General features: G+C 70.1%; 12 protein-coding genes and 2 pseudogenes. 7 read left to right on the forward strand and 7 right to left on the reverse strand.

What is annotated here, in order from left to right:
* Positions 1-30: 30 nt before the first annotated feature.
* Positions 31-465 (forward strand): annotated as a pseudogene (locus A5713_RS27505) (alpha-(1->3)-arabinofuranosyltransferase family protein); the annotation flags it as partial.
* On the opposite strand, the pseudogene A5713_RS10550 reads toward A5713_RS27505, so the two are convergent.
* The 3 genes and pseudogenes from A5713_RS10550 to A5713_RS10560 form a co-directional block, all read right to left on the reverse strand.
* Positions 466-1,530 (reverse strand): annotated as a pseudogene (locus A5713_RS10550) (alpha-(1->3)-arabinofuranosyltransferase family protein); the annotation flags it as partial.
* Positions 1,531-1,684: 154 nt separating this feature from the next.
* Positions 1,685-1,858 carry a DUF2613 domain-containing protein gene (locus tag A5713_RS10555; protein ID WP_065443914.1) on the reverse strand — a complete coding sequence of 58 codons (174 nt, stop codon included), beginning with the start codon at positions 1,856-1,858 and terminating at the stop codon, positions 1,685-1,687.
* An 83-nt stretch (positions 1,859-1,941) separates the two neighbouring features.
* Positions 1,942-2,142: a DUF2613 domain-containing protein gene (locus A5713_RS10560; RefSeq protein WP_067919947.1), complete on the reverse strand. Its 201-nt coding sequence runs from the start codon at positions 2,140-2,142 to the stop codon at positions 1,942-1,944.
* Between the two features lie 136 nt (positions 2,143-2,278).
* Here A5713_RS10560 and A5713_RS10565 point away from each other — a divergent pair, with 136 nt between their 5' ends.
* From A5713_RS10565 to A5713_RS10575, 3 genes are all read left to right on the forward strand, one after another.
* Positions 2,279-3,418 (forward strand): glycoside hydrolase family 3 N-terminal domain-containing protein, encoded by a 1,140-nt coding sequence (locus tag A5713_RS10565; protein WP_068095305.1) that lies wholly within the window; start codon positions 2,279-2,281, stop codon positions 3,416-3,418.
* 90 nt (positions 3,419-3,508) lie between these two features.
* Complete coding sequence (locus tag A5713_RS10570; RefSeq protein WP_067919943.1) at positions 3,509-4,162, forward strand: TetR/AcrR family transcriptional regulator; 654 nt, start codon at positions 3,509-3,511, stop codon at positions 4,160-4,162.
* Between the two features lie 16 nt (positions 4,163-4,178).
* Positions 4,179-5,429, forward strand: a complete 1,251-nt coding sequence (locus tag A5713_RS10575; protein WP_068095307.1) for a chloride channel protein — start codon at positions 4,179-4,181, stop codon at positions 5,427-5,429.
* Between the two features lie 5 nt (positions 5,430-5,434).
* Here A5713_RS10575 and A5713_RS10580 read toward each other — a convergent pair whose 3' ends face one another.
* Together A5713_RS10580 and A5713_RS10585 are read right to left on the reverse strand one after the other, a co-directional pair.
* Positions 5,435-6,277, reverse strand: coding sequence for a MaoC/PaaZ C-terminal domain-containing protein (locus A5713_RS10580; protein ID WP_068095309.1), 843 nt, complete (start codon positions 6,275-6,277; stop codon positions 5,435-5,437).
* 19 nt (positions 6,278-6,296) lie between these two features.
* Positions 6,297-7,661 (reverse strand): 3-oxoacyl-ACP reductase, encoded by a 1,365-nt coding sequence (locus tag A5713_RS10585; RefSeq protein WP_068095311.1) that lies wholly within the window; start codon positions 7,659-7,661, stop codon positions 6,297-6,299.
* A 150-nt stretch (positions 7,662-7,811) separates the two neighbouring features.
* On the opposite strand from A5713_RS10585, the gene A5713_RS10590 reads away from it, so the two are divergent.
* Positions 7,812-9,152, forward strand: a complete 1,341-nt coding sequence (locus A5713_RS10590) for an acetyl-CoA C-acetyltransferase (protein WP_068095313.1) — start codon at positions 7,812-7,814, stop codon at positions 9,150-9,152.
* A 286-nt stretch (positions 9,153-9,438) separates the two neighbouring features.
* On the opposite strand, the gene A5713_RS10595 is transcribed toward A5713_RS10590, so the two are convergent.
* Positions 9,439-11,274 carry an acyl-CoA dehydrogenase gene (locus tag A5713_RS10595; RefSeq protein ID WP_068095315.1) on the reverse strand — a complete coding sequence of 612 codons (1,836 nt, stop codon included), beginning with the start codon at positions 11,272-11,274 and terminating at the stop codon, positions 9,439-9,441.
* Between the two features lie 203 nt (positions 11,275-11,477).
* Here A5713_RS10595 and A5713_RS10600 point away from each other — a divergent pair, with 203 nt between their 5' ends.
* Positions 11,478-12,503: an isopenicillin N synthase family oxygenase gene (locus A5713_RS10600; RefSeq protein WP_068095317.1), complete on the forward strand. Its 1,026-nt coding sequence runs from the start codon at positions 11,478-11,480 to the stop codon at positions 12,501-12,503.
* Between the two features lie 6 nt (positions 12,504-12,509).
* Positions 12,510-12,998, forward strand: coding sequence for a flavin reductase family protein (locus A5713_RS10605; protein WP_068095320.1), 489 nt, complete (start codon positions 12,510-12,512; stop codon positions 12,996-12,998).
* A gap of 5 nt (positions 12,999-13,003) precedes the next feature.
* Here the strand turns inward: A5713_RS10605 and A5713_RS28710 are convergent, their stop codons facing one another.
* Complete coding sequence (locus A5713_RS28710; RefSeq protein ID WP_197509049.1) at positions 13,004-13,159, reverse strand: hypothetical protein; 156 nt, start codon at positions 13,157-13,159, stop codon at positions 13,004-13,006.
* Positions 13,160-13,174: the final 15 nt, after the last annotated feature.

Genomic DNA, 13,174 nt, shown 5'->3' on the forward strand with positions numbered 1-13,174 from the left:
GTGACGATGCTGTTCGTCGGCGTGGCGCTGATGGCCGCCGGTTACAGCGGTGGGCTCGGCTCGCCGGTGGCGCACGCGGTGCAGGCGTTCCTGGACGCCGGCGGGGCGCCGCTGCGCAACGTGCACAAGCTGGGGTCGGTGGTCCGGATCCCGATCGCGCTGGGCATCGCCCAGGTGTTGGGGCGGGTCCCGCTCCCCGGCCGGGCCCCCGCCTCGGGGTGGCTGCGCGCGTTCGCCCACCCGGAGCGCGACAGGCGGGTGGCCGTCGCGATCGTCGTGCTGACGGCCCTGATGGTGAGTACGTCGCTGGCGTGGACCGGCCGGCTGACCCCGCCCGGCACCTTCAGCGCGATACCCCGGTACTGGCAGGAAACCGCCGACTGGCTCGACCGGCACAACTCGGGCACCCCGACGCCCGGTCGGGTGCTGGTGGTCCCGGGGGCGCCGTTCGCCACGCAGGTGTGGGGGACCAGCCATGACGAGCCGCTGCAGGTGCTCGGCGGCAGCCCCTGGGGCGTGCGCCACCGGCGAGCCGAGCCCACCGCTGTAACCGGCGGCCATCAGCGCCACGCCGACGAACAGCATCGTCACCAACCGCCCGCGGGCCGGCATCGCCGGACTCGCCAGCCCCGCCAGCCCCGCCGCCGCGACCAGGCAGGTGGCCAGGACGGCCGCGGAGCCGGTCACCAGTGGCGCGCCCGCCGTGGCGGTCGGCGCCACGTACGGGGTCCAGCTGTCGGTGCCGCGCAGGATCTCGGTGAGCGACGACCATTGCGTCGTCACCCCCGAGGATTCGATGAAGTCCAGGAAGGGCGGGCTGATAACCCGCAGCATCACCAGCGCCACCACCCACCACGCCATCGCCAGGAACAGCGAAAGCAGCCACCACCCGGTGTAGCGCCACCACAACCGGTTGGGCCGGTGGCAGGCCCACCAGATCACCGCCGGCAGGCAGCCGGCCAGCGTGGCGATGGCGTTGACCGCGCCCATCAGCGCGACGGCCAGACCGGCCTGCGCGGCGAGCGCTCGCACCGACCGGTTGCCCGACGCGCGCAGCGCCAGGATCGTCGGTAGCAACACCCAGGGCGCCAGCATCATCGGCAGCGTTTCCGACGAGATGGAGCCCAGCGTGGTCAGCACCCGCGGCGACAGCGCGAACGCGGCGGCGCCGATCACGCGGGACGCCGGGCTGCCGATCCCCAGCGCCTCGGCGACCCGCAACACCCCCCAGAAGCCGACGGTGAGCAGCAGCGCCCACCACAGCCGTTGGGTGACCCACCCCGGCACCGAAAGCAGGTGGCCGATCGCAAAGAAGGTGCCGTGCGGGAACAGGTAGCCGTAGGCCTGGTTCTGCGCCTGCCCGAACGGCAGCTCGCTGTTCCACAGGTTGGTGGCCCGGGCCAGGAAGCGCAGCGGGTTGGCGGTGAGGTCCAGTTTGGTGTCGGGGGAGACCCGTCCCGGCGACTGGGCGAAGCTCAGCAGCAGGGCGATCGCCCCGGCCAACCACAGCCACCGGCGCGGAAGGGGCACGGCCGACGAGCGCGAGGCCGGCGCGCCGGCCCACGTACTCGCCGCTGAACTTGATGGCGGCGACCCGCTACGCCCGGCTTCGCCGCGCTTGCGATCGCCGGATTCCGATGGCGGCGACCCGCTACGCCCGGCTTCGCCGCGCTTGCGATCGCCGCTAGCTACGGTTGCCGTACTCGACCCGGTTGAGCACTGACGACTGCGGATCGCCCCCGGGGAGTGGCGGTTTCGTGTCCTGCTGCACCATCAAGGTGATCCCGAAAATCGCTGCCGCGCCGAGCAAGAGACCAACCACCACGCTCGCGGCGGCGGGCGCAATGATCCGGTTCATCAAGGCTCCTTACAGCATCGGAAAACGTGGCGACGGCCTAGCGACAACCTAGCAGAAGCGCGGTTTGCGGCCCGGTGCCCTGGTCAGGGCAGGCAGTGCCCGTGAAAGCACCGGTCGCCGTATTGCACCTGATGGGGACCGAGCGGGATCAGCAGCGCGGGTCGGCCCCGCACCGGCGCCGCGCCGTGGTCGGCGACGGCCAGCGTGACGCCGACGGTGGTCGCGACGCCGACCGACAGACCGACCGCGATGCTGGCCGCGGCGGCCAGGGTGAAACCGGTCAACGCTGGCATCTTGGCCCCCTAGCCCCGCTGGCACCAGCCCAGGAGTGCCCCCGCACCCGAAGAAGAAAACCCCCGACGCAAACCCCGTCGCTCCCCAGATCCGGAGGCCCGGATAGCGCCATGAAAACATGGCCCGATGTCATTTTCGCGCACCCTGGCCGTGCTCGCGTCCGTGTCGGCGTTGGTGGCGGGCTGCGCTCACCACGCCGCGCGGCCTCCCGGCCCGTCGGCTTCGGTCAGCAAGCCGTCGGCCGCGCCCGCGCCGCCGGCATGCGGTGACCTCACCACGCTGCCGGTCCGCGACAAGCTGGCCCAGCTGTTGATGGTCGGCGTCAAGAACGCCGATGACGCCCGGTCGGTGGTCAACGGCTACCACGTCGGGGGCATCTTCATCGGCAGCTGGACCGACCTGTCGATCTTCAAGGGCCCGCTGGCCGACATCGCGGCGAAGGCCGGGCCGCTCCCGCTGGCGGTCAGCGTCGACGAGGAGGGCGGCCGGGTGTCGCGGTTGCGGTCGCTCATCGGGGAGGCGCCATCACCCCGGCAGCTGGCCCAGACCCAGACCGTCGCCCAGGTCCACGACCTGGCCGCCGAGCGCGGCAAGAAGATGAAAGACCTGGGCATCACCATCGACTTCGCGCCCGTCGTTGACGTCACCGACGCCACCGACGGCGTGATTGGGGACCGCTCGTTCGGCGGCGACCCCAACACGGTCACCGCCTACGCCGGCGCGTACGCGCAGGGCCTGCGAGATGCCGGACTGCTGCCGGTGCTCAAGCACTTCCCCGGCCACGGGCACGGCTCGGGCGACTCGCACACCGGCGGCGTGGTGACCCCGCCCCTGGCCGACCTGCAGAACGTCGACCTGGTGCCCTACCGCACGCTGGTGACCGCGGCCCCGGTAGCGGTGATGCTGGGCCACCTGCAGGTCCCCGGGCTGACCGGCGACGACCCGGCCAGCCTGAGCCCCGCGGCGGTGCGGCTGCTGCGGGACGGCGTCGGCTATGGCGGCCCGCCGTTCAACGGCCCGGTGTTCACCGACGACCTGTCCAGCATGGGCGCCATCTCCGACCGGTACGGCGTCGCCGAGGCGGTGCTGCGCACCCTGCAGGCCGGGACCGACGTCGCGCTCTGGGTCACCACCGACGAGGTGCCCGCAGTACTGGACCGGCTGCAGAAGGCGGTGGCCGCCGGCGAACTGCCCGCGCAGCGGGTCGACGACGCACTCGGGCGCGTGGCGACCATGAAAGGCCGCAGCCCCGCCTGCGGCCACTAGCGGGTCGCCGCCATGGCCACTAGATCGCCTGTGCGCCCGCCGCGCGTTGCTTACCCTGGAGTCAGATAGCGGGGCTAAGAGAGGCATGCGATGGCGGGTGGCACCAAGCGCTTACCGCGTGCTGTCCGCGAGCAACAGATGCTCGACGCCGCGGTGCAGATGTTCTCGGTCAACGGCTACCACGAGACCTCGATGGACGCCATCGCCGCCGAGGCGCAGATCTCCAAGCCGATGCTCTACCTGTACTACGGCTCCAAGGAAGACCTGTTCGGCGCCTGCCTGAACCGCGAGATGAGCCGGTTCATCGACGCGGTGCGCGCCGACATCGACTTCACGCAGAGCCCGAAAGACCTGCTGCGCAACACCATCGTGTCGTTCATGCGCTACATCGACGCCAACCGGGCGTCGTGGATCGTGATGTACACCCAGGCCACCAGTTCTCAGGCGTTCGCGCACATGGTGCGAGAGGGCCGGGAGCAGATCATCGAACTGGTCGCCGGGCTGGTGCGGGCGGGCAGCCGCACCCCGCGGACCGAGCGCGAAAACGAGATGATGGCGGTGGCGCTGGTGGGCGCGGGCGAGGCGACGGCCAACCAGCTCAGCACCGGCGACATCGACGCCGACGAGGCGGCCGAGCTGATGATCAACCTGTTCTGGCACGGCCTGCGCGGCGCGCCGGAGGAGCGGGAGGCCGCCGCGGCGGCGCGGCCGGAGAAGGGCGGCCCCAGCGCCGGCGCCCGCTAACCCCTACATTCGACGTGTGGCTCGACCGCCCGCCCGCCGCAACGCCGAATTCTTCTGCGCCGTAATCATCGTCGGGTTGCTGGCCGGGGTGGCCGGGCTGGCGGCGACGTTCGTGCTGCGCTTCGTCCAGCACGTCACCTACCACTACACCTTCGGCGCGCTGCTCGCCGGCGTGGCCGCGAGCAGCCCGGTGCGCCGTGCCGTGGGTCCGATGATCGGCGGCGCCTTGGCCGGGCTCGGCTGGTGGGCGCTGCGGCGCAGGGCAGCGGTGCCGCCGCTGGCCGAAACCATCGCCCGCCGGGAACCGGTGCCGCGGCTGTCCTGGAGCGTCGACGCGCTGCTGCAGGTGCTGCTGGTCGGCTCCGGCGCGTCCCTCGGCCGCGAGGGTGCGCCCCGCCAGTTCGCCGCGGCCCTGGGCGACTGGGGCACCGCGTGGCTGGGACGGTTGACGTCGCGCGATCGCGAGATCCTGCTGGCGTGCGCGGCCGGTGCCGGGCTCGGCGCGGTCTACGCCGTTCCCGTCGCCGGCGCGCTGTTCGCCGCGCGGATCATGCTGACCACCTGGCATCCGCGGGCGCTGGGCGCCGCGCTGATCACGTCCAGCCTGGCCGTGGCCGTGTGCTCGGCCGTCACGCACGATCAACCCACCCTGGAGTGGCCCAACGCGAACCTGTCCTTCGAACTGACCGGTCAGGCGCTGATCCTGGCGCCGCTGGCGCTCGCGGTGGGGCTGGGGTTCAACCGGTTGATGGCGGCGGCACGGCCGGCCGGGCAGATGCGCACCTGGGTGCTGGTCCCCGCGCTCGCCGGCGCCGGGCTGGTGATGGGCATCTGTTCGCATTGGTGGCCCGAGTTGCCCGGCAACGGCCGCAGCATCCTGACCGTCAGCCTGGCCAGCGGGCTGACGCTGTCCGCCGCCGCCGCGATCCTGGCCCTCAAGCCGTTGTTGACCGCGCTGTTCCTCCGTGCGGGCGGCGCCGGCGGCATGCTGACGCCGTCGCTGGCCACCGGCGCGGCCGCGGGATCGCTGCTGGTGCTGACGATGAACATGGCGGCCGGAATGCATCTGCACGGGCCGACGGTCTCGCTGGCGGGCGCCGCCGGCGTGCTCGCCGTGACGCAGGGCTCACCGATCTGGGCGGCGATCTTCGTCTGGGAGCTCGCCCGCCCGCCGCTCTGGCTGCTCCTGGTCTTCCTGGTCACCGCGGTCGGTGCGTACGGCTTGAAGCTTCTGGTCAGCGGGCGGGTGGGGACGCACTCGGGCTGAAGCGTCTACAGCGCCCGCACGGTGCCGGTCAGATACGGATAGCCCTTGGCGATGTTGCGCAGCGCGATATCCCAGCCGTCATGGCCTTCGTCGATGTACAGCCCCGCGGTGGCGGGCAGCACCAGCGGCTTGCCGAACTTCACCGAATACTTCACCGCGTCCGGGAGCCGCGCTTCGATGTTCGCCAATACTGCTGCGGCGCTGTACATTCCGTGCGCGATGACGGTCGGGAAGCCGAACAGCTTGGCCGCGATCGGGTTGGTGTGGATCGGGTTGTGATCGCCACCGACGACGGCGTAACGACGGATCAGGCCGGGACTGACCCGCACGACCGCGCTGGGTGGGGGCAGCTTGGGCTGCTTCTGCGGTGGCGGCTTGGGCTCGTCGGACAGGCTGGTGCGTTGCTGGTGCAGGAAGGTCGTCACCTGATGCCACGCGGTGTCGGTACCGACGCTCACATCGGTCACCAGGTCGACCAGCAGGCCTTTGCGGTGCTCCCGCAGGTTCTCGGCGTGCACGCGCACGCCGACGGTGTCGGTGACCGCGATCGGCCGATACTGCGTGATGTGATTCTCGACATGCACCGAACCCATTGCGGCGAAAGGGAAGTCGAACCCGGTCACCAGCGACATCATCGCGGGGAAGGTCAGCGCGAACGGATAGGTGAGCGGCACGCTGTTGCCGTACCGCAGGCCGGTGACATCGGCGTACTCCGCCACGTTCGCGCGGTCGATGGGCAATTCCTCGATGGCCACCGTGCGCGTCGGCAGCTGGTTCCCGCGCGACACCACCGGCAGTGCCCCCGCGGCGGCGCGCAACATGTTCTTCAGACCGCTTGGCTGGTTCATCGCGTTCCCCTCGTCGCAGCTATGCGCCCAGCATGGCCTGGCCGCAGACGCGAATGACGTTGCCCGTCACCGCGTTTGACGCCGGGCTGGCGAAGTAGGCGATGGTTTCGGCGACGTCGACGGGTTGGCCGCCCTGCAGCAGCGAGTTCAGCCGGCGGCCTACCTCGCGGGTGGCCAGCGGGATTGCGGCGGTCATCTGGGTTTCGATGAACCCCGGGGCGACGGCGTTGATCGTGATGCCCTTGCCGTAGAGCTCGGGCGCCAGCGCCTGGGTGAGGCCGATCATCCCGGCCTTGGTGGTGGCGTAGTTGGTCTGCCCGCGGTTGCCCGCGATGCCGGCCATCGAGGACAGCCCGATCACCCGGCCGCCCTCGCCGAGGGTGCCGTTGCCCACCAGCCCCTCGGTAAGGCGCAGCGGCGCAAGGAGATTCACGGCCAGTACGGCGTCCCAGCGGGCGTCGTCCATGTTGGCCAGCAACTTGTCGCGGGTGATGCCGGCGTTGTTGACCAGCACGTCGGCCCGCCCGCCGTGGTGCTCGCGCAGGTGCTCGGTGATCTTGTCGACGGCGTCGGAGGTGGTGACGTCGAGCCACAGCGCCGTGCCCCCCACCCGGCTGGCCGTCTCGGCCAGCGCCTCGGCGGCCGACTCGACGTCGATGGCGACGACGCGGGCGCCGTCGCGGGCGAACACCTCGGCGATCGTCGCGCCGATCCCGCGGGCCGCGCCGGTCACGATGGCGACTCGGGAGTCGAGTGGCCGGTCCCAGTCGGCCGGCGGTGTGGAGTCGGCCTCGCCGATGTAGAACACCTGGCCGTCGACGTAGGCCGACTTGGCCGACAGGATGAACCGCATGGTCGATTCCAGGCCCGTCGCAGCGGGTTTGGCGTCGGGCGACAGGTACACCAGCGCCACCGTGGTGCCGTTGCGCAGCTCCTTGCCCAGCGAGCGGGTGAACCCTTCCAACGCGCGCTGCGCGATCCGCTCGTGCGGGCCGGCGGCGGCGTCGGGCGTGGTGCCGACCACGACGACGCGGGCCGAGTGGCCCAGGTTGCGCAGCAGCGGGGTGAAGAATTCGTACAACCCCCGCAGCCCCTCCGGCGTCGTGATCCCGGTGGCGTCGAAGACCAGGCCGCCGAACTGGTCGGCCCAGCGGCCACCCAGGTTGTTGCCGACCAGGTCGTAGTCCTTGGCCAGCGCGGCGCGCAGCGGCTCGACCACGCGGCCCTCACCGCCGATCAGCAGGGACCCGGCCAGCGGCGGATCGCCGGGCCGATAGCGGCGCAAGGTCTCGGGTTGCGGGACGCCGAGTTGCTTGGCCAGAAACGATCCAGGACCGGAGTTGACGATCTGCGTGAACAGATCGGACGAGACCTTGGGAGCCACCGGAGCTACCTTCCATCTGCTTCTCAGTCGGGGGTGCGCCTACAGCACAACCGTATCGAGGTCGAACTTACTTCAGAGTAAGAACAGTGGGTAGTATGGCCCCAACGGGCATCCGGAAAACCAACAGACCGCAGATACACGGAGAAGACAGTGGCCCCTGCAAGTTCCGAGGCAAGCAACCAGCGCAGCTCGCAGCGGCGACGAGTCGCCGTGCTGGGCGGCAACCGCATCCCGTTCGCCCGGTCCGACGGCGCGTACGCCGAGGCGTCCAACCAGGACATGTTCACCGCCGCGCTGGGTGGGCTGGTCGACCGCTTCGGGTTGGCCGGCGAGCGCTTGGGTGCGGTGGTCGGCGGCGCCGTGCTCAAGCACAGCCGGGACTTCAACCTCACCCGCGAATGCGTGCTGGGCTCCGAGCTGTCGTCGTACACGCCGGCGTTCGACCTGCAACAGGCCTGCGGCACCGGCCTGCAGGCGGCGATCGCCGCCTCCGACGGCATCGCGTCCGGCCGCTACGAGGTGGCCGCCGCGGGCGGCGTCGACACCACCTCCGACCCGCCGATCGCCCTCGGCGACAACCTGCGCCGCACGCTGCTCAACTTGCGCCGCTCCAAGTCCAACGTCCAGCGGCTGAGGCTGGTGGGCACGCTGCCCGCGACCCTGGGTATCCAGATCCCGGTCAACAGCGAGCCCCGCACGGGGCTGTCCATGGGCGAGCACCAGGCGATCACCGCCAAGCAGATGGGCATCAAGCGCGTCGACCAGGACGAGCTCGCCGCCGCCAGCCACCGCAACATGGCGGCCGCCTACGATCGGGGTTTCTTCGACGACCTGGTCACCCCGTTCCTCGGCCTCTACCGCGACGACAACCTGCGGCCGGATTCGTCGGCCGAGAAGCTGGCGAAGCTCAAGCCGGTGTTCGGGGTGAAGTCCGGCGACGCGACGATGACGGCGGGCAACTCGACCCCCCTGACCGACGGGGCGTCGGTCGCGCTGCTTTCCAGCGAGGAGTGGGCGGCCGCCCACTCGCTGACGCCGCTGGCTTTCCTGGTGGACGCCGAAACCGCCGCCGTCGACTACGTCAACGGCCGGGACGGCCTGCTGATGGCGCCGACCTACGCGGTGCCGCGACTGCTGGCGCGCAACGGCCTGAGCCTGCAGGACTTCGACTTCTACGAGATCCACGAGGCCTTCGCCTCGGTGGTGCTGGCGCATCTGCAGGCGTGGGAGTCGGAGGACTACTGCAAGGAACGGCTGGGGCTGGACGCCGCGCTGGGTTCGATCGACCGGGCCAAGCTCAACGTCAACGGCTCGTCGCTGGCCGCCGGCCACCCCTTCGCCGCCACCGGCGGGCGGATCCTCGCCCAGGCGGCCAAGCAGCTCGCGGAGAAGAAGGCGGAGCAGAAGGGCGGCGCGGGCAAGCCGCTGCGGGCCCTGGTTTCCATCTGTGCCGCGGGCGGGCAGGGCGTGGCCGCGATCCTGGAGGCCTGAGCCGGCCGGTTTCATGACATCGGTCACAGCGGGTTAGTAATCCGGGCGGAGGGGTATTCGAGAGCGCGGATGACCCCGTGTTGTGGTCTGACCCCCCGACCCCGACGGCAATACGGGGCATCCCTAGTCCGTCGCCCGGGGGCGAAAAGAACGCGCCGGGCGTGCGAGAAGGGCCGCCGCTGGAGTGAGGGGATCCAGCGGCGGCCTTTTTTGGTGCCTGGGGCGCCAGATAAAAACCCCGCTCCCGAAATGGGAGCGGGGTTTTGCTCATCATCTCGGCGGCGGCCTAGAAGGCGGCCTCGTCGAGCTCCATGATGTCGTTGTCCAGCGTCTCGATCACCTCGCGGGTGCTCGCCAGCAGCGGCAGGAAGTTCTTCGCGAAGAACGACGCCACCGCGACCTTGCCCTCGTAGAAGGACCGCTCGTCGCCGCTGGCGCCGGCGTCCAGCGCCTGCACCGCCACCGCGGCCTGACGCTGCAGCAACCAGCCGATGACCAGGTCGCCGACGCTCATCAGGAAGCGCACCGATCCCAGGCCCACCTTGTAGAGGCTGGTCACGTCCTCCTGCGCCGCCATCAGGTAACCGGTCAGCGTGGCCGCCATCGCCTGCACGTCGGCCAGCGCCTTGGCCAGCAGCTCGCGCTCGGACTTCAGCCGGCCGTTGCCCGACTCGCTGTCCACGAACTTCTGAATCTCGCCCGACACGTGGGCCAGCGCCACACCCTTGTCGCGGATGATCTTCCGGAAGAAGAAGTCCTGCGCCTGGATGGCCGTGGTGCCCTCGTAGAGGGAGTCGATCTTGGCGTCGCGGATGTACTGCTCGATCGGGTAGTCCTGCAGGAAGCCGGACCCACCGAAAGTCTGCAGGCTCTCGGTCAGCTTGGCGTAGGCCTGCTCGGAACCGACACCCTTGACCACCGGCAACATCAGGTCGTTGACCTTGACGGCCAGTTCGGCGTCCACACCGTGCACCGCCTCGGCAACCGCCGCGTCCTGGTAGGTCGCGGTGTAGAGGTACAGCGCACGCAGCCCCTCGGCGTAGGCCTTCTGGGTCATCAGCGACCGGCGGACGTCGGGGTGGTGCGTGATGGTCACCCGCGGAGCGGTCTTGTCGGTCATCTGTGTCATGTCGGCGCCCTGCACGCGGGACTTGGCGTACTCCAGCGCGTTCAGGTAACCGGTCGACAGGGTCGCGATGGCCTTGGTGCCGACCATCATGCGGGCCTGCTCGATGACCTCGAACATCTGCGCGATGCCGTTGTGCACCTCGCCGACCAGCCAGCCCTTGGCGGGCACGTCGTGCTGGCCGAAGGACAGCTCACACGTGGCCGACACCTTCAGGCCCATCTTGTGCTCGACGTTGGTGACGAAGACGCCGTTGCGCTCGCCCAGCTCGCCGGTCTCGGAGTCGAACAGGAACTTCGGCACGAAGAACAGCGACAGGCCCTTGGTGCCCGGACCCGCGCCCTCAGGGCGGGCCAGCACCAGGTGGAAGATGTTCTCGAACAGGTCACCGGAGTCCGCGGAGGTGATGAACCGCTTCACGCCGTCGATGTGCCAGGAGCCGTCGTCCTGCTTGATCGCCTTGGTCCGCCCGGCGCCGACGTCGGAACCGGCGTCCGGCTCGGTGAGCACCATGGTGGAGCCCCAGCCGCGCTCGGCGCAGATCACGGCCCACTTCTTCTGCTCCTCGGTGCCCAGGTGGTAGAGGATGTTGGCGAAGCCGGCGCCGCCGCCGTACATCCAGACGGCGGGGTTGGCGCCCAGCAGGTGCTCGTGCAGGGCCCACACCAGCGCCCGGGGCATCGGCATGCCGCCGAGGACCTCGTCGATGCCGACCTTGTCCCAACCGGCCTCGGTGACGGCGCGGACGGACTTCTTGAACGACTCCGGCAGCGTCACCGAGTGGGTTTTCGGGTCGAATACCGGGGGATTGCGGTCGCCCTCGACGAACGACTCGGCGATGGGCCCCTCGGCCAGCCGGCTGATCTCCGACAGCATCTCGCGGGCGGTGTCGACATCCAGATCGCTGTAGTCGCCGGCGCCCAAAGCCTTCTCAACGCCCAGGACCTCGAACAGGTTGAACACCTGGTCACGGACGTTGCTCTTGTAGTGGCTCACTACGGTTCCTCCTCGTTGAGAATGCCACTCGAATGGTTGGGTACTAGGTCTAAGTTACCCACCAGTAACACCGCTAAAATATCGCTCTCGGTTAGTTCAACGCAAGTCAATGTGAGCTAGATTTCATCATCTAATTAACCAACCGGTTGGGGAGCCGATGTGGCGCCTCTGACCTGCGGCGATAACGAAACGGATCTGAAACTATGGGATGCATCACCACCCTGCCCGTAGTGGATCTGCGCACGTCGGCGGCCCCGTTGCGGCGGGGGTTGCGCGAGGCCGCGCACGAGGTGGGCTTCTTCTACCTGGCCGGCCACGGCGTGCCCGACGAGCTCACCCGCAGGCTGCTGGGGGTGGCGCGGCGGCTGTTCGAGCTGCCCCAGCCCGAGAAGGACGCGGTCGCGATGGCGCGCAGCCCGCACTTCCGCGGCTACACCCGGCTGGGCGGCGAGCTGACCCGGGGGCAGACGGACTGGCGGGAGCAGATCGACATCGGACCGGAGCGGGCGCCCGTCGGGGGCCCGGGTAAGCCGGACTACCTGTGGTTGCAGGGGCCCAACCAGTGGCCGGCCGCGCTGCCCGAGCTGCCGGGCATCGTCGCCGAGTGGGACGCGGCGCTGTCCGCGGTGGCGCGCACGCTGCTCCGGCACTGGGCGGCCTCCCTGGGAAGTCCGCCGGACGTCTTCGGCCCCGCCTTCGCCGAAACCCCCGCCACGCTGATCAAGATCGTGCGCTACCCGCGGAGCGCGGCCTCGCCGCAGGGGGTCGGCCCGCACAAGGACGCCGGGGTGCTCACGCTGCTGCTGGCCGAGCCGGGCAGCCGGGGCCTGCAGGTGCGCCGCCCCGGAACCCAGGACTGGATCGACGTGCCGCCCGCCGACGGCGCCTTCGTCGTCAACATCGGCGAGCTGCTCGAGGTGGCCACGGGCGGTTACCTGCGGGCCACCGAGCACCGGGTGACCCTGGACGCGCAGCAGGCGGAACGGATCTCGGTGCCCTATTTCTTCAACCCACGGTTGGACGCGCGGATCCCGGTGCTGACGCTGCCGGCCGAGCTGCGGGCACGCGCAGGCCGGGTGGTCGACCCCTCGGATCCGATCTTCTCCGTCTACGGCCGCAACGCCTGGAAGAGCAGGCTGCGCGCGCACCCCGATGTGGCTTCAGCGCACGGGTATTCGCCAGGTAGGGTCGGGGACGAGAATCCCGTTCTCGGCTCAAGGGGCGAATGAATTCCGGTGAACTCGAACAAGAACCTGACACCGTCCACACTTCGCGAGGCCTTCGGCCACTTCCCGTCGGGGGTGGTCGCCATCGCCGCGGAGGTCCGGGGCGCCCGGGAGGGCCTCGCGGCGAGCACCTTCGTCCCCGTCTCGCTGGACCCGCCGCTGGTGTCGTTCTGCGTGCAGAACACGTCGACGACGTGGCCCAAGCTCAAGGACCTGCCCATGCTGGGCATCAGCGTGCTCGGCGAGGCTCATGACGAGGCGGCGCGGACCCTGGCCGCCAAGACCGGCGACAGGTTCGCCGGCCTGGAGACGGTGTCCAGGGACAGCGGGGCGGTCTTCATCAAGGGCACCGGCCTGTGGCTGGAAAGCGCGGTCGAGCAGCTGATCCCGGCGGGGGATCACACCATCGTGGTGCTGCGGGTCAACGAGGTGACCATCGACGCCGAGGTGGCGCCGATCGTGTTTCACCGCAGCGTGTTCCGGCGCCTCGGCGCCTGACCGGGCTAGGGTCGGCGGCTGAGCTCGGCCCGATAGCCCGCAATCCGCCGCTCGATCTCGGCGGCGTCGTCGGGGCGGCCTTCCTTGCGCGCGAGATCGGCGCGCATGGACATCTCCCGGATCGCGGTTCGAATTTCGTTGACGCTGGTGGTTTCTCGCATATCGTCCACACTGCT

The organism is Mycobacterium sp. E2497, assembly GCF_001668695.1.
Classification (GTDB): Bacteria; Actinomycetota; Actinomycetes; order Mycobacteriales; family Mycobacteriaceae; genus Mycobacterium.